This window comes from Devosia sp. MC1541 (assembly GCF_012847305.1).
GTDB lineage: Bacteria > Pseudomonadota > Alphaproteobacteria > Rhizobiales > Devosiaceae > Devosia.
The window spans coordinates 157,060-172,941 of the sequence record NZ_JABBDZ010000006.1 but is presented as its reverse complement, the minus strand read 5'-3'; the positions used below and the strand labels follow the sequence as shown (position 1 = coordinate 172,941).

15 protein-coding genes are annotated in these 15,882 nt (G+C 59.4%); 9 read left to right on the top strand and 6 right to left on the bottom strand.

Annotation, left to right across the window (positions count from 1 at the left end; genetic code table 11):
- Positions 1 to 912 carry a flagellin gene (locus HKD40_RS09110; RefSeq protein WP_169195423.1) on the top strand — a complete coding sequence of 304 codons (912 nt, stop codon included), beginning with the start codon at positions 1 to 3 and terminating at the stop codon, positions 910 to 912.
- Between the two features lie 5 nt (positions 913 to 917).
- Positions 918 to 1,355: a flagellar biosynthesis repressor FlbT gene (locus HKD40_RS09105; protein ID WP_169195422.1), complete on the top strand. Its 438-nt coding sequence runs from the start codon at positions 918 to 920 to the stop codon at positions 1,353 to 1,355.
- Here the strand turns inward: HKD40_RS09105 and HKD40_RS09100 are convergent.
- The gene (locus HKD40_RS09100) at positions 1,352 to 2,071 is read right to left on the bottom strand and encodes a FadR/GntR family transcriptional regulator (protein ID WP_169195421.1); all 720 of its coding nucleotides are present in this window, start codon (positions 2,069 to 2,071) and stop codon (positions 1,352 to 1,354) included. The genes HKD40_RS09105 and HKD40_RS09100 overlap by 4 nt on opposite strands.
- Positions 2,072 to 2,247: 176 nt before the next feature.
- Here HKD40_RS09100 and HKD40_RS09095 point away from each other — a divergent pair, with 176 nt between their 5' ends.
- From HKD40_RS09095 to HKD40_RS09065, 7 genes are all read left to right on the top strand, one after another.
- Positions 2,248 to 3,165: an ABC transporter permease gene (locus HKD40_RS09095; RefSeq protein WP_169195420.1), complete on the top strand. Its 918-nt coding sequence runs from the start codon at positions 2,248 to 2,250 to the stop codon at positions 3,163 to 3,165.
- Positions 3,162 to 4,019 carry an ABC transporter permease gene (locus HKD40_RS09090; protein WP_169195419.1) on the top strand — a complete coding sequence of 286 codons (858 nt, stop codon included), beginning with the start codon at positions 3,162 to 3,164 and terminating at the stop codon, positions 4,017 to 4,019. The genes HKD40_RS09095 and HKD40_RS09090 overlap by 4 nt, the downstream gene beginning before the upstream one ends.
- A gap of 47 nt (positions 4,020 to 4,066) precedes the next feature.
- Positions 4,067 to 5,548 carry an ABC transporter substrate-binding protein gene (locus HKD40_RS09085; protein ID WP_169195418.1) on the top strand — a complete coding sequence of 494 codons (1,482 nt, stop codon included), beginning with the start codon at positions 4,067 to 4,069 and terminating at the stop codon, positions 5,546 to 5,548.
- A 26-nt stretch (positions 5,549 to 5,574) separates the two neighbouring features.
- The gene (locus HKD40_RS09080) at positions 5,575 to 6,234 is read left to right on the top strand and encodes an isochorismatase family cysteine hydrolase (RefSeq protein WP_169195417.1); all 660 of its coding nucleotides are present in this window, start codon (positions 5,575 to 5,577) and stop codon (positions 6,232 to 6,234) included.
- 47 nt (positions 6,235 to 6,281) lie between these two features.
- Positions 6,282 to 7,670, top strand: a complete 1,389-nt coding sequence (locus HKD40_RS09075) for an MFS transporter (RefSeq protein WP_210257067.1) — start codon at positions 6,282 to 6,284, stop codon at positions 7,668 to 7,670.
- Entirely contained in the window at positions 7,667 to 9,325 is a 1,659-nt protein-coding gene (locus HKD40_RS09070) for an ABC transporter ATP-binding protein (protein WP_169195416.1), read from the top strand. The genes HKD40_RS09075 and HKD40_RS09070 overlap by 4 nt, the downstream gene beginning before the upstream one ends.
- 166 nt (positions 9,326 to 9,491) lie before the next feature.
- The gene (locus HKD40_RS09065; RefSeq protein ID WP_169195415.1) at positions 9,492 to 10,634 is read left to right on the top strand and encodes an MFS transporter; all 1,143 of its coding nucleotides are present in this window, start codon (positions 9,492 to 9,494) and stop codon (positions 10,632 to 10,634) included.
- A 154-nt stretch (positions 10,635 to 10,788) separates the two neighbouring features.
- Here HKD40_RS09065 and HKD40_RS09060 read toward each other — a convergent pair whose 3' ends face one another.
- Genes HKD40_RS09060 through HKD40_RS09040 form a run of 5 tightly spaced genes read right to left on the bottom strand, consistent with a single transcriptional unit; the run spans position 10,789 to position 15,880 of the window.
- Complete coding sequence (locus tag HKD40_RS09060; RefSeq protein ID WP_169195414.1) at positions 10,789 to 11,862, bottom strand: NAD/NADP-dependent octopine/nopaline dehydrogenase family protein; 1,074 nt, start codon at positions 11,860 to 11,862, stop codon at positions 10,789 to 10,791.
- A gap of 24 nt (positions 11,863 to 11,886) precedes the next feature.
- The gene (locus HKD40_RS09055; RefSeq protein ID WP_169195413.1) at positions 11,887 to 13,080 is read right to left on the bottom strand and encodes an FAD-dependent oxidoreductase; all 1,194 of its coding nucleotides are present in this window, start codon (positions 13,078 to 13,080) and stop codon (positions 11,887 to 11,889) included.
- A gap of 19 nt (positions 13,081 to 13,099) precedes the next feature.
- On the bottom strand, positions 13,100 to 14,011 hold the full coding sequence (locus HKD40_RS09050) for a 2-hydroxyacid dehydrogenase (RefSeq protein WP_169195412.1): 912 nt from the start codon (positions 14,009 to 14,011) through the stop codon (positions 13,100 to 13,102).
- Positions 14,008 to 15,087: an ABC transporter ATP-binding protein gene (locus HKD40_RS09045; protein WP_169195411.1), complete on the bottom strand. Its 1,080-nt coding sequence runs from the start codon at positions 15,085 to 15,087 to the stop codon at positions 14,008 to 14,010. Before HKD40_RS09045 ends, HKD40_RS09050 begins: the two co-directional genes overlap by 4 nt.
- Positions 15,080 to 15,880: an ABC transporter permease gene (locus HKD40_RS09040; protein WP_169195410.1), complete on the bottom strand. Its 801-nt coding sequence runs from the start codon at positions 15,878 to 15,880 to the stop codon at positions 15,080 to 15,082. Before HKD40_RS09040 ends, HKD40_RS09045 begins: the two co-directional genes overlap by 8 nt.
- Between the last annotated feature and the right edge of the window lie 2 nt (positions 15,881 to 15,882).

Below are 15,882 nucleotides of genomic sequence, written 5' to 3'. Positions count from 1 at the left end.
ATGGCAATGCGCGTAGCGACGTTCGCTCTAAATGACCGGATGCTCGCAGCATCCCTACAAACCCAGTCCCGCATGGCGGAAATGCAGATGCAGCAAGCGAGTGGCATTAAGTCCAACGCGCTTGGTGAATATGGCGCCAGCGGCAAGGTCCTGATTGATCTCGAAATCTCTCTGGCCCGCTCGCAGACCTACACAGCATCAGCCCAGGAAGCGTCGAGCCGTGTTGCCGTCATGTACGGCATCATGGACACCGTCAACGAACTGCTGAGCAATTTCCGTGTGGCGTTGGCCGGCATCAAGAGCGTCAATTCCGATGCCGAGACGCGGGCATCTCTCGCCAACAATGCATCCTTCACGATGACCGAATTGGGTGCTCTGCTCAATTCCCAGTACGAGGGCCGCTATCTCTTCGGCGGTAGCGCAACGACCACTCTTCCGGTCGATTTGGCCAACTACACTCTTGCAGATCCTACCCAGCCCTATACCGACTACTACATGGGCAACGACGCCTTGGCGTCGGCTCAGGTCTCGGCAGAACAGTCGGTAAGTTATGGCGTTGCGGCGAGCGATCCAGCTTTTGAAAAGGCCTTCCGCGCGCTGTCCATTATCGCCGATACAAACGGCGTTTTTGGCGCGACCACCGTTGATGACTCGCTGAACCTGATCATGGGAGCGATCAACAACGCAGCGGGCGTGCAGGGCACTCTCTCGCTCAATGCTGCAGCACTCGAACGCTCAGTTCGCCGCGAAGAAGATTTCCAGGAAATGTTCAAAGCGGATCTGTCAGGTGTTCGCGACGTCGACGTCACCCAGGTGGCGGTACGCCTCACATCCTATGAAATGCAGTTGCAAGCGTCCTTCGCCACCATGGCAAAGGTCAGCAATCTGAGCCTGCTCGACTACCTGCGGTAAGAACCATGTCCCTCAAGCTCACCCTCAAGCCCGGCGAAAGCGTTCTCATTGGCGACACGCGTGTAGAGATTGTCTCACGCGGATCATCTACGCTGTTGATCAGTGGGAGCGTGCCCGTGCTACGGGGTGAGTTTGCTGTGGATGCTGATACCGCGCAGGATACGCCCTCTCAGTTGCGCCTTGTGCTGCAGAAAATGTATCTCGATGCCAATGTCGCCACCCATCACGATGCGTATTTCCAGGTGGTTGGCGACATGTTGGCCGAGTACCCGAACTCGGTCCCCTTTATCACCGAGATCAATCGCTGTCTGATGACGGGCGACGTCTATCGCGCCATCAAAATCGCCAAGGAATACCTTGCCGATATGAACGCCCCTGCTGACAAGTGGATGCTGAGCGGCCCCGAGCCAAAACTCGCTCCTCAGCGCACCAACGCCGCTTAATCAATCGAGCGCAAACGCAGCAGATGGACGCGCATCGCGTCCTCTGCCTTATCGGGCTCTCGCGCTTCGATATGATCCAAAATCTCGGCATGATCACAATCAATGTCATGCCAGAGATGGGGACGACCCGGACTGCTCTTGGCGCAATGGGCAAAGATTCGCCACACGGGCGGCGCGATAACAGCCATCAAACGGTTACCCGCCGCCTCCATCACGGCCTGATGGAAATCCACACTGTGATCGGTGCGCTCACTCAGCACCTTACCGCGCTCAACGCTGCGCGCCGCAAGCCGAATGCGCTCAAGGTCTTGCTCTGTCCGACGCTCCGCCGCCCAACGCGCTGCAGGCAGTTCTAATGCCAGACGAGTCTCCAGAATCTCGGCTTCCGAAATCTGCTCCCCCGCGGTCATGAGACCGAGGCCGTTTTCAATATTGGCCTGCACAAAGCTCACATCGGGAATGACGACGAATGTGCCGCCGGTGATTCCCCGCGACGTCTGCACCAATCCCTGCGAGCTCAACACCCGAAGCGCCTCTCTAGTAGTGTTCCGACTGACGCCAAAATTGGCAGACAGCTGAGCCTCCGAAGGCAGTTGCTCTCCCGGTTGCAGCGCGCCTTGCAGGATTAAGTCCCGCAATTGCTCAGCAATCTGCAAATAAGCACTTTGCACCTTGCGCACGGCCAAAGCCTTACCCTTGGTTGGTTTTTCTATCAAAGAAGCCCCCAAAATCAGCATTCCGGCCCTGCACGGCACAGCGCGCGATTAAATTTTAATCACAACGATTTCATGCTCATCATTTAAACTTTTTTTCGCCTCCCGGACAGCTTTTTTGTTGCCGGAGTGCGAGATAGCCCCTTAGCCTCTAATTGTTGGACATTTAGAGGCGAGCGATGCCACGCTATATTCTCACCCGTATTGCATGGGGTCTGTTGACCCTGCTGGCAATCCTTACCTTCGTGTTTTTTCTGGCGCGAATGACCGGCGACCCGGTCCGCTTGCTGCTGCCAGACCAAGCGACACAGGCCGATGTCGACGCCATGCGCGAGACGCTCGGGCTTAATCGTCCTGTTGTAGAACAATACTTCGACTTCATGGCGAAGGCCGTGACCGGCGATCTGGGTGACTCTCTGCGTCAGCAGCGTCCCGCCCTCGAAATCGTACTAGAACGCCTCCCCGCGACCTTAGAACTCGCGATCACATCCTTTGTCATCGGCTTTGCCGTTGCGCTGCTTCTGGCGGTCTTGGGGGAAGTCACGGGCAATCGTCGACTGCGCAACGGCCTCCTATGGGTCGCAACCTTCCGCCAGTCGGTGCCGCCCTATCTCTTCGGCATCCTGCTCATTCTCATCCTCTCGGTGAATATGGGCGTCTTACCCGCCATCGGCCGCAATTCCACTGCCAGCTATGTCATCCCCGTGCTGACCATGGCGACATTTGAAATCGCGCTCTACCTGCGCCTCTTCAATACCTTCTTTGATGAGATGCGGCGTAACGACTGGGTCCGCACCGCCATTGCCAAGGGCATCAGCCGCAACCGCCTCGTGTTCCGTCACATGCTGCCCAATGCCATTCTGCCGGTCATCACCGTCGCAGGCATCAATCTGGGCATCCTCATCGGCGGCACCGTGGTGCTGGAGATGGTGTTCAATTGGCCGGGCATGGGACGCCTGATCGTCCAGGGCGTCACCCAGCGTGATTACCCCATCGTGCAGGCCGGCGTGGTCGTCACCGCTGCTGTGTTCATCCTCATCAACATCGTTGTCGACATTCTCTATGCGGTCCTCGATCCGCGCGTGAGGCTCTCATGACCCCAACATCTGTCACGCCCGAAAAGACCACCAAAACGATCCGCCTGCCCCGCCTGCCCTTTTCTCTTTGGATCGCCATCATCATGCTCGCCGGTGTTCTGGCGCTCATGGCCTTGGTGCCTCTGTGGTCAGGGTTTGATCCCAATAAGCAGAGCCTGTTCTTTGCGCTCGAACCCGCCTTCACCAATCCGGCGCACCCGCTGGGCACCGACGCTCTGGGCCGCGATATCTTGAGCCGCCTGTCGGTCGCGGCCAGTGTCTCTGTTCTGGTCGCTCTTGGTGCCGTGTGCATCTCGGCCGTCATCGGCATCGTCATCGGCCTATTGGCCGGTTGGATGCGCGGCCCGGTCGATAGCCTCCTCATGGCGCTGGGCAATGTGCAATTGGCCATCCCAACTGTTCTGCTGCTCATCGTTCTGGTCGCCGCCCTCGGCTCAAGCCCTCTTTTGCTGGTGATCCTCCTCGGTTGCGTCAACTGGGTCGGTTATGGTCGCGTCGTCCGGGCTCAGGTGATCTCGCTGCGGGAGCGCGAATTCATCACCGCCGTCACCACGTCCGGCGGCTCCAGCTGGTGGATCATGCGCAAGCATCTCCTGCCCAATGTTCTGCCCGCTGTGCTCGTGCTCGCCGCTTTCGATGTCGGCGTCATCATCACCGTTGAATCCTCACTCAGCTTCATTGGTCTGGGCATCCAGCCTCCGACCCCGAGCCTGGGTCTGATGATCAGCGAAGGTCAGCGTTATCTGCAGACCAATTTGCCGCTCACCCTCCTGCCAGCCTTGGTCATCTTCTTCCTCATCGGCGGCATTCAGTTCGCCTCCCAATCCCTCAATCGCGCCCCGTCTCGCGGTTGAACTTCCGCCCTTCCGTTTCCTCCACCTACCCAACACTGGAGAACACTATGATCCTCTCACGTCGCACCCTGCTGGCAACGACCACTGCCCTTCTCGCCATGACCGCGCTGTCACCAGCCTTCGCTGCCGACAAAACCAGCGTCACCGCCGCACTGGTCGCCGAGCCTGTCAGCCTCAACCCGATCTACGACACCAGCCTGCCAGCTTTGAACGTTTTCTATAACGTCTTTGATCAGCTGACCGGCATTGACGCCTCGGGCGCTGTTGTTCCGCGCTTGGCTGACGCTTGGGCAGCCTCGGAAGACCTCATGACTTGGACCTTCAACCTGCGTGAAGGCGCCACCTTCCACGACGGTTCGCCTGTCACCGCTGAAGACGTGCTCTTCACCTATGAAACAGCCATGACCGACAAGACCTCGCGTCTGGGTGGCTATCTCTCGACGGTCGAAAGCATCAGCGCGGAAGGCAACCGCATCATCTTCTCGCTGAAAATCCCATACGCACCGTTCGACCGTCAGGCGACGCTGATCCCGATCATTTCCAAGGCCGCATTTGGGACCATGGGCGCCGAAGCCTATGCCCGCAAGCCCATCGGCAGCGGCCCATACTCGGTCGAAAACTGGGCCAATAGCGACACCATCACTCTTCAGCGCTTTGACGCCTATTGGGGCAATAAGGGCACCTACGAAACCGTCATCTTCCAGCCGGTTCCCGATGAGACCACCCGCGCCAACTCGGTTCAGTCCGGCGATCTCGACATTGCCCTTCTTGGTCCATCCAGTGTTCCAGCCGTTGAAGGCTCGGGCAGCGCCAAGGTTGTCCACCAGCAGTCCAACCGCGTTGTCTATCTTGGCTTTAACGCCACCACGGCTCAGCTGAGCAATGCCAAGCTGCGTAAGGCTGCCGATCTGGCGCTAGATCGTCAGCTGCTGTCCTCGCGTCTGCTCAATGGCGCTGCCGAGCCAGCTTCCCAGCTCGTTGCGCCGGTGTCCTTCGGCTACAGCCCAGACATCGCTCCCACGACCTACAATCTCGATCAGGCCAAGGCTCTGGTTGCCGAAGCTGGCTATGACGGCACGGCCATCCCCCTGACCTACCCAAATACTGGTCTGCCGCAGATTGATCAGGTTGCACAGGCCATCGCCTTCTTCCTCGGCGAAGCGGGCATCACCGTGACCCTCGACCCGCAAGAAGCCAACACCTTCTCCAATTCGTGGTTCTCAGCCTCGCTCGGTGGTTTCTACCTCCACGCCTTTGCCCCATCGGTGATGGACGCGGACCTGCCCTTCAACATGCTGCTCCGCTCTGGCGGTCAGGGCTATGCCAACAATGCTGACATCGACGCTCTGCTCGACGTTCAGGTCGGCACTGCAGCCCAGAACGCACGCGCCGCAACACTGGCTCAGATCAGCACCATCGTTACCGAAAACACCTTCTACGCACCGCTGTTCGTGGACACCTATTCCTACGCTGTCACCCCAGACGTCGAGTGGTCCCCGCGTCCCGATGGCATGATCGTTTTCAACTAATTCACTGATTTCAGAGGGATATTAAAATGGCTGAACTCCACCCAATCCGCGAATACACCGGCGACGTTCCAAAGCACGAAACCGCCGTAATCGTTGTCGATATGCAGCGCGCCTTCTTCGACAATAACGATAGCCTGGGTCAGGCCGGTTTCGACGTCACCCCTTTGCGTGAAGCCATTCCGGGCACCATCGAGCTGGTCAACCTTGCCCGCGCCAATGGCGTGCCGGTGATCTTCACCCGCTACGTTTACTCCCCCGGCATGGTCGATTTCGGTCGCAAATACGGTGCGAACCCAGAAGCGCGTAAGTCCACCAATTCACTTGGCTACGGCACTGCCGAAATCGAGATCATCCCAGAGCTGAACGTGCAGCCCGACGAAGTTGTCATCGATAAGTCCCGTCCAAGCTCCTTCTACGGCACCCGCCTTGAGCCAGTGCTTACCGGCATGGGCGTCCGCAACGTCATCGTCTGCGGCGTCACCGCCAACATCTGCGTGGAAACCACCGTCCGCGACGCCGGCCAACGCGACTACGGCACCTTCGTTGTTGCCGATGCTGTCGCCGAGTTCCTCCCAGAGCGTAAGCACTATGCCCTTTTCGGCATGGCTTGGTCCTTCGCCAACGTCGTCAACGTCGCCGACATCGCCCGCTCTTGGGCAGCGACTTCTGCAAGCGACGCTGCTTAGGAACACTTGTGTCTTCACTTTCACACTCAGCAGGGTCGGGCCAATCTTTGGCCCGGCCGGCAATCTTGGTGGCGCTTGGGTTTGCCGGGGTCATCGGTGCCCTGATGCAGACCCTTGTGCTGCCCCTGCTTCCGCTCTTTCCCTCGATGTTCAACGTCTCCATCGCCGCCGCATCATGGGTGGCGACATCGACCATGCTGGTCGGGGCCATCGGCGCCCCCTTGGTCGGCTGGCTGGGCGATCGTTTTGGCCTCAAGTCGATGATCATGCTCTCGCTGATCGCCTTGGCCATTGGCTCCTTCATCTCCGCCCTCGCCACTGATTTCACCACCATGATCATCGGGCGCGTCCTGCAGGGCTTTTCTGTCGGCATCGTCGGCCTCTCAATGGCCATGTTGCGCCGTCTCTGGCACGTCGAAGGCCTGCCCATGGCCGTCGGCATCATCGGCGGCACTATCGGCATTGGCACAAGCCTGGGCGTGCCTTTAGCGGGCTTCATTGTCTCCTTCGGCACCTGGCAAACCCTATTCTGGATCATGGGCGGCTCCGCCGTTCTCGCAACCCTGCTCATCTGGGTCCTCGTCCCCTCCGTCGCCCCCATCTCAAGACAGCGCTTTGACCTCACGGGCGCGCTGGGCCTTGGCCTGATCCTCACCCTCATTCTTTTGCCGTTGAGCCTGGCTGCCGATGGCGAAATGTCCATTCCCATGAGCGCCACCCTGCTCACCCTCGCCGCTGCGCTTCTCTGTGCTTGGGTCTGGCACCAGAACCGCACGCCACAACCTTTTGTGGATCTAAGCCTCCTGCAGGTTCCGGCCGTCTCGACCAGCCACCTCATCGCACTCTTCCTCGGTTTCGGCTTCTTCCTCAGCTTCACCGGCACCATCACCATCAGCCAAATGCCCATGCACAATGGCGTCGGCCTTGGCGGCACCGTCCTCACCACCGGCTTTGTGCAATTGCCCGCCAGCCTCATCGCCATTGTCGCGCCGCCCTTGGCCGGGCTCATGGTCGTCCACTCCGGTGTCCGCGCCGCAATTGCCACCGGCATAGCCGTCTCCATCGCAGCCTTTCTGGCGCGCTGTTTTTATCTCGATAATTCCATCTACGTGGCGCTCTCGACCATGTTCCTCTCGGGCGGCATTTCCTTTGCCTTCGCGGCCTTGCCCGTGGCCCTGATGAGCGCGACCCCCACCGACAAGCTCGGCGCCAGCAATGGCTTCAATATGCTCAGCCGCCAGATGGGCGCGGCCGCCGCCAGCGTCGCCGGAGCCGTTATCGTTGCGCTCCACCTTGATTACGTCACCCCCTCTGGCCCCGAAGGTTTTTACTGGCTCTTCGGCCTTGGCGGCGTGTCCACGCTGATCGCGCTCATCCTCGCCCTCAGCACCAAAACCCTCAATTCCGCCCCCCTTTCCCAGGAGACATTGTCATGACTGAAAGCTCGAACCCACTGCTCGTTCTTCGCGATGTGTCCATCGAATTTGAGACCTCGCGCGGCCCCGTTACTGCCGTCCGCAATTTCAATCTCACCCTGCCCGCAGGCCGAAAACTGGCCATCGTTGGCGAGTCCGGGTCCGGCAAATCCACCATTGCTGCCGCCATCAATGGCCTTCTGGCCGATAATGGCCGCGTCTCCACTGGCGAGATTTTCTTTGATGGTCAGGACGTCACCAAGCTTGACCAAAAGGGTCTGCGCGCCCTGCGCGGCAAGAGCATCGGTCTTGTCCCGCAGGACCCGATGACCAATCTCAACCCTCTTCAGCGCGTCGGCACCCAGATCGCCGAAGCGCTCGAAGTCTATGGTCAGGCCAATAGCACCCAAGCGTTCAACCGTGCCGTCGAACTGCTCGACATGGTTGGCATCAATGAGCCCGCCCGCCGCGCCCGCCAATATCCGCATGAGCTTTCCGGCGGCATGCGCCAGCGCGTCCTCATCGCCATGGGCCTTGCCTGCCGCCCGCGCCTCTTGATCGCCGACGAACCCACCAGCGCGCTCGACGTCACGGTGCAAAAGGTCATTCTCGAAGAGCTCGAGAGCCTCACCCAGCAGTTGGGGACCGCCCTCATCCTCATCACCCACGATCTCGCCCTCGCCGCAGAGCGCTGTGACGATGTGGTGGTGATGTATCGTGGTGATGTCGTTGAAACCGGCACGGCCGCCGAGGTTATGGCCAATCCGCAACACGAATATACCCGCCGCTTGATCGCCGCCGTGCCAACCATGGTCACGCCACCGCTGGTCAAGCCTTTCCCCACGACCCAAGACACAAGCCGTCGACCCCTCGTAGAGCTTGTCGCCGTCCAAAAAATCTATCCCGGCCGTCAGGGCATGTTCTCCAAGGGCGCCGATTTCACCGCCGTCCAAAACTCCTCCTTCACCATCCAGCGCGGACAGACCGTCGCTGTGGTCGGGGAGTCCGGCTCAGGCAAATCCACCACCGCCAAGATGCTGCTCAAAATCGAAGAGCCCACCTCGGGCGACATCGTCTTTGACAGCGGCACCATCACCCATTTGCGCGGCAAAGACCTGTTCGACTTCCGCCGCCGCGTGCAGCCCGTCTTCCAAAACCCCTTCGGCTCGCTCGACGCGCGTTACACCGTCCGCCAATCCGTCGAAGAACCGATGATCCTGCACGGCATCGGCACCGCCGCCGAACGCCGCGATCGCGTGGATGAGCTTTTGCAGCAAGTTGCCCTGCCCGCAGCCCTTGCCGATCGTCGCCCTGCTGAAATTTCGGGCGGCCAGAGCCAGCGCGTCGGCATTGCCCGCGCCCTCGCCCTAAAGCCCGAACTCGTCGTCCTCGACGAAGCGGTATCCGCCCTCGATGTGCTGGTGCAGGAACAAATCCTCATTCTGCTGGCCAAGCTGCAAGAAGAGCTGGGCCTCTCCTATCTCTTCATCAGCCACAACCTCGCCGTCGTCCGCATGATCGCCCATCAGGTGCATGTGATGAAAGCGGGCGCTATCGTCGAGTCTGGCACACCCGACGACATTTTCCTCAATCCGCAGCACGCCTATACCCGCGAGCTGATCGCCTCCATTCCCGGTGCAGCGCCGCCAAGCCACGCGCTCAAAGCGGCAAGCTGATCACCCTCCACCACGGCTGCGCCCCGGCGCAGCCGTCAGGCGCGGTGACGAGATTTTCGCCAAAAAATATTCGCTCTACGACCGGCAAATATCTCTTTTTGCCATGCTGACTTAATCAGAGGATGCAATACGATACCGGCCATGCGGTCAGGGCAGTTTTTGTATTATGTCGTTCTACGCCTATTATTTTGCTCTCTATGCCCAAATCGCAATTGGGATAAGTTTCATGCCGCTGTGGCTGCAGTCTGAAGGCCTCAGCATCCAAGACATCGGAACCATCACTGCCGCCGGGGCCCTATTGGCAGTATTGATCAATCCCATCGTTGGCGGATTGGCTGACAAAACAGGGCAAGCCAAAGTCATCCTCCTTGGCCTCATCGCTCTTGCCCTGCTCGCCAATGCCGGGCTGCAGCTGGCCTCAACGCCGCTCGCTATAGCCGGTATCTTCCTCTGCTCGCGCTTCGTTAGCGCTCCGTTCATTCCCTTGAGCGAGTCCATTCTACTCGCCAACCTCGCCTCCACGCGGCTTGAGTTCGGCAAGGTGCGCGCTTGGGGCTCTGGCGCTGTTGTCGTCACCACGCTTCTGTGTGGCTATCTGGTCGATTGGCAGGGCACAGCGGCCGTCATCGTCTTGGTCAGCGTTGTTCTGGTGTGCCAAGCCGTACTGGCCAGCGCCCTGCCGCGCAGAACCCGCACCCGCGATCAAGCGACCTCGCTTGCCACAATCAGCACCGCCATTCGCAACCGCAGTTTCTTGCTGCTCGTCGGCAGCGCCGCAATCGCGCAATCCTGCCATGGCGTCTTCTACGCCTACAGCACGTTCCGCTGGATCGAGGCTGGCCACTCAACACTCGCCATTGGCGCGTTTTGGGCGCTTGGCGTCGGCGCCGAAGTATTCGCCTTCGCGCTCTCAAGCCGCGTCTCCGCACGCCTCACTGCTGGCAAAATTATCGCCATTGGCACCATAGCAAGCGTTCTGCGCTGGGGCACCTTCGCCTATTCGGCAGATCTCTACCCCACGCTCTTCATGCAGCTCTTGCAAACTGGTTCGCTGGCCATGACCCAAATCGGCGTCGCCACCTATATGCGCCGCAACATCCCGGTCGAAGCACTCTCGAGTGCGACCGGCACCTATGCCGCTGGGACAGGGCTCATCTCGGCCCTCTTCATCCTCGTCGCCGGACAGCTTCACGCCCTCGACAGTGCTCTGGTATTCTTATGCACCAGCATAGCCTGCATCTTCGCGGCTTGCGTCGCTCTCATCCTCGTCCGTACAGAAAACAACAGCGCGACACCAACATCACCCTGATACGCCAAAGCGCCTTATCGCTGATGGCCTTTCTGCCAATACCAAGTCACTCAAAAAGTTAGAAGCTGGCCACAGTCCGTGGTCAGCTTCTCATTATGCGACAGATATTCAGGGTAAGTCGCCAGCGCCCACAGTGCGGCCGCTGGCAAAAAGCTTAAAAGCCCTGAGTGAACTTCTGATTGATCTGATCGACCGACAGCTCGTCGATACCCAGCGCCACGGCCATGGTGTTTTTGGTGCGATAGTCGCGATCGCGCATGATTTGATACATGTCGATGACACGTGTCACATTTGGCGTCTGAATGCCCGCAATGCGGCCAAAACGTTCAAGCGTTACAAGGTTGTACGGAATCTCTTCCTCAACATAGCGGTGCTCGATCTTGCGCGGACCATTGCGGAAGGTGCGTTCGTAGGTCAGTGGGAACAGCACTTCACGAACAGTCGCGTCAGGACGCTGACCCTGGGTGAAAATCCCAGCAGCGCTTGGGCTATCGATGCCAAAGGCCTTGGCGACAGCGCGGCGGTCTTGGTCGAGCGCATTGATCAGGCGACTGATGGACTCGGTGACGTAGTAATAGCCGCACCATTCCTCACCCTCTTCCATGCGGGTGATATTGCCCATCACAAGGCCGGAGTGAACAATGCCGCCCATGGCCATCAGGCCAACTTCCAAGGCGCTGCCAAAGCCCTTGAAGCGGTCACCAAAGGCTTCCGAGACAACAGCGATAGCGCGGTCAGTCTGGTCAGCAGGGATGGCTGAAATGCGCGCCATCTTCTTTGGTGGCACTTGCACAGCGTCATTTGGCCCAAGCTTACGACCCATGGTCATTGGACCATTGAGCACAGCAATCAGGGTCTTCTTGCCCGCATCAGCCAAGAGCTTGGAGAGGTAGAGATCGCCCAGACCCATTTGACCACCGGTGATCAGCACGGTGTGCTCATCGGTCAAATAGGGCACCAGCTGATTGAAAATCGAGCGCTGACCATAGGCCGGAATAGCGATCAGGATCAGCTTGGCGGACTCGACCAGAAGCTTTGGGTCTTCGACGAAATTCACATCGAACGTGCCGTTCACGCTGCCCGTCGTGGTGATCTTATTGTTCTCGCGCAGACCCATGGTCCCACGACCCGACGGCGACCAGAGCGTAACGTCATTGCCGAGGAGGCGGAGCAAACAGGCGGACGTAAAACCAACGGCACCAGCGCCTGCGATAGCGACTTTCGTCATGACAAAGTGTTCCTAGATTTGAGTTTACGAGTTGAGGCGCTTCGCCTTGGAGAGATCGCCATAGACCTCGCCTGCTTGGATGGATTTGAGCGCCATACGCAGCCGTCGCGGGTCGTCAGCACTCATCGCAAACACGATCACCCCATCGTCATTGAGGTAAAGGGCCGAGAACTTCCCGTCCGCACGGTCGCCTTCTTCAACCACCTGCGTGGCCAGAGCGGCATTGCCAGCCATCTGGAAATTGCGGCCGAACTGATCGGTCCAAAACCGTGTTGTCGGCGCATAGACTGTCGGCGTGCCAGACAGCGTTTTCGCCATGGCCGCAGCGTGGTCCATGGCGTTGTACCAGGTCTCAAGCATTGCGTGCGTTTTGGAGCCGTCATGGAAGAACTCGGCAACATCGCCCAGCGCATAGATCGCCGGATCGGACGTCTGACCGTAAGTATCAACAATGATCCCGCGACCGACCGCGAGCCCCGCCGCAGTGGCCAGTTCGGTATTGGGCGACATGCCGATGCCCGCGACGATTAGACCAGCCTCAAGCGCCTGCCCATCAGCCAAGACCAGCTGATAGCCCGCCTCTTTCGCCTCAATCGAGGAAAGACCGGCGTTAAAGTGAAACGCGACGCCACGCTCGACATGGGCCGCTTGGAAAAAGTCACGCTCAGGCGCTGGCAGCAATCGCCCCATTACGCTCGAGGTGGCTTCAACGACATGCACGTGCACCCCGAGGTCTCGCGCCACGGAAGCCAGTTCAAGACTAATCACCCCGGCGCCAATGCAGACGAGCGAAGACCCCGCCGTCAGCTTTTGGCGGATTGCCAGAGCATCCTCAAAACTGCGCAGATAGGCCACATGCTCCGAGCCCGGAACAGCAAGCCGCCTTGGGCTTCCGCCCGTTGCGAGGATCAACTGATCATAGGCCAGCGTCTGCCCCGATTGCAGCACCACCACACGCTCTGCGCGATTGATCTCGGCAACCCGGCTATCGAGTAGAAGCGCAATATTGCGCTCCGCCCAAGCCTCCGGAGGGAGCAGATAGGGCGGCGCGGGTACATCCGCCAGCAGCACCGCCTTGCTCAGCGGCGGCCGATCGTAAGGCGCATACGCTTCCTCAGAAATCACCGTCAGAGCAGTATCAGCCGAGGCTTTGCGGAGAGCCGTGGCCAGCGCATAACCCGCCAAGCCACCACCAATGATTACGATCGATTGTGTCATGCCAAGAGGCCGCTCTTTGTCAGTTGCCAAAATGGTCGCGCAATTGGCCCAGAATGATCTCGGCGCGCAGCGGCAACACTTCGACGCTGGAGCTTCCCTGATGGGGGCTCAGCACCACACGGTCTAGCTGCATCAGCTCTGCCGGAACGCGCGGCTCATCGGCGAACACATCCAGGCCTGCCCGTTCGATCGTGCCGTTCTGCAACGCCGCAATTAGCGCCGCCTCGTCGACCACAGACCCACGCGCCACATTGACCAACCATCCGCCCGGCCCCAAAGCCGCCAAGACGTCCGCGTTGATAATGTTCTGCGTCTCCGGGCCACCCGGGCAGGACAGCATCAAAGTGTCAGACCACTTTGCAAGCTCAAGCAGATCCGCTTCATAGCGGTAGTCGACGTCCTTCGGACGCGGGCCGTAGTACGCGACCTCCATGCCAAACGCCGCGCAGCGATGCGCGATCTGCAGGCCAATGCCGCCGAGCCCAACAATACCCACCTTGCGCCCACGCAAGAGATTGCCCGGACGATAGCGGCGCTCCGGCCACAGATTGGCCCGCACATGCGCATCGGCCCCGGTGATATCGCGGGCGATACCCAGCAACAGCGCCAGCGCCAAATCCGCAACCGTGTCGTTCAGCGCCGCAGAGTTGTTGAACAACGCAATGCCACGACGCTTGACCGCTTCCACGTCGATAGGATCAACACCGGCCGTGTAGCAGGCGATAATGTCCAGCGCGGGCAGTTGCTCCAGCAGCTCTTCGCGCACATAGCCGCGCGAGCCGGTCACGATCCCGCGGATGCGCGGGCCCACTTCGGCCAACATAGCGCTGCGCGCCTCACCCTCTTCGGGCAGCTGGTGCACAGTAAAATGCTCAGCAATACGCTCAGCCGCAGGCGATGGAATTTTGATGAGCGCGAGAAGTTCGATCACTTAGCTTCTGCCGTGTTCATGAGAAGGGTATTTTGGGTGCTCCAAGCCATAACCACCTGATCACCAGCGGCAAAATTCTGCTCGGCTGACGCGGTGACAGCGAAGCGAACGCCGTTGACCTCAACGGTGTAATGGACAGAGCTGCCGCGGAAGACGCGGTCTTCGATACGGCCGGTAAGCATATTGTCCTGCCCCACGCCCTGCTGGTTGGCATGCAGCGTGATCTTGTCTGGACGCACGCCGATGAGGTTCGAGCCAATCTTCACGTCCGCCGAAACCGGCACAGCGCGCAAATCGAACTGCCCCCAGGCCACATTGGCCAAACCATCTGACAGCGTTTTGACTTGAACCGGCAGGAAGTTCATCTCGCCAATAAAGCGGGCCACGAACTCGGTCCGTGGGAAATTGTAGAGCTCCTCCGGCGAGCCCATCTGTTCGATGCGCCCCTCGTTCATCACCACAATCGTGTCGGACATCGTCAACGCTTCTTCCTGATCATGGGTGACCAAAACGAAGGTTTTGCCTGTAGCGCGCTGCAAGCGACGCAGTTCATCCTGCATTTCGCGGCGCAGCTTGGCGTCGAGCGCCCCCAGCGGTTCGTCGAGCAGCAGCAATGGCGGGTTCGGCGCAAGCGCACGCGCCAAAGCCACGCGCTGGCGCTGACCGCCAGACAATTCGCTGGGCATACGGCGATGCATGGTGTCGAGCTGAACCAGCTTGAGCAGTTCATCAACACGCGCCGTAACCTCGGCTTCCGGCAGGCCCTTGAGCTGCAAGCCGAAGGCAACGTTCTGCCGAACGGTCAGGTGTGGGAACAGAGCATAGTCCTGAAACACCATGTTCACATTGCGCTTATGCGGCGGGATATTCGTTGAATCCACGCCCTCAATGTAAATCTTGCCGCTGGTCGGTTCTTCAAACCCACCCACCATACGCAGCGTCGTCGACTTCCCGCAGCCCGATGGTCCAAGCAGGGTGACAAACTCGCCAGACTTCAATTCGAGCGACAGCGACTTAACGGCGACGAAATCAGAAAACTCTTTGGTGACGGCGTCAACCTTGAGAACGTTAGCCATTGTTCATCCTTCTGCGAACCATGCGCTCGGTGTAGAGGCCAATACAAATCGTCACGACGAGGATCATGGTGGACATAGCCGCCAGACTAGGCGTGAGACCGGAGAAAATGCGGCCGTAAATCAGGACAGGAAGTGTCGGGTTGTAGCCGCCCAAGAAGAACGAGCGGACGAAGTCGTCAAAGCTCGACAGCATTGAGAACACCGTCCCGCCGATCAGCGCTGGCATAAGATAGGGCAGTGTCACGCGCACGAAGGTGACGAAGCTATCCGCCCCCAAATCGCGCGCCGCTTCGGTAATGTTCTTCGGCATCCCATTGAGACGGGTCAGCGCCATCAAGGTCATGTAGGGCACGCTATGGATCGCATGCGCCATGATGATTGCTGTCGTGCCAGGCGGGATGCCCACCGACTGCGCAAAGATGCGCAGCGAAATGGCCGAAACGATTGACGGCACAACCAGCGGCATACAGGCCAGTGCGAAAATAATTGGGCGGCCCCAAAGCTTGGCGCGGGCCAACAGCACCGCCACCCAAACGCCGACGATCAGCGCAATCAGCGTCGAGATCACCGCGATGTAGAGCGACAGGCCCAGCGCGCTGTGAAACTCGCGATCTTGCGCAACTTCGAGGAACCAACGCGTGGTCCACTTCTCAATCGGGAAGCCGAGGAAAACGCCATCCTTAAAGCTCATCATCACGACGATCATGAGCGGGCTGAGGAGGTAGAAGGCAAAGGCCGCATAAGCGAAGCCGAGCCAGCTCCAGTTTTGCGTCAGTTTGGTGAAAAACTTCATCG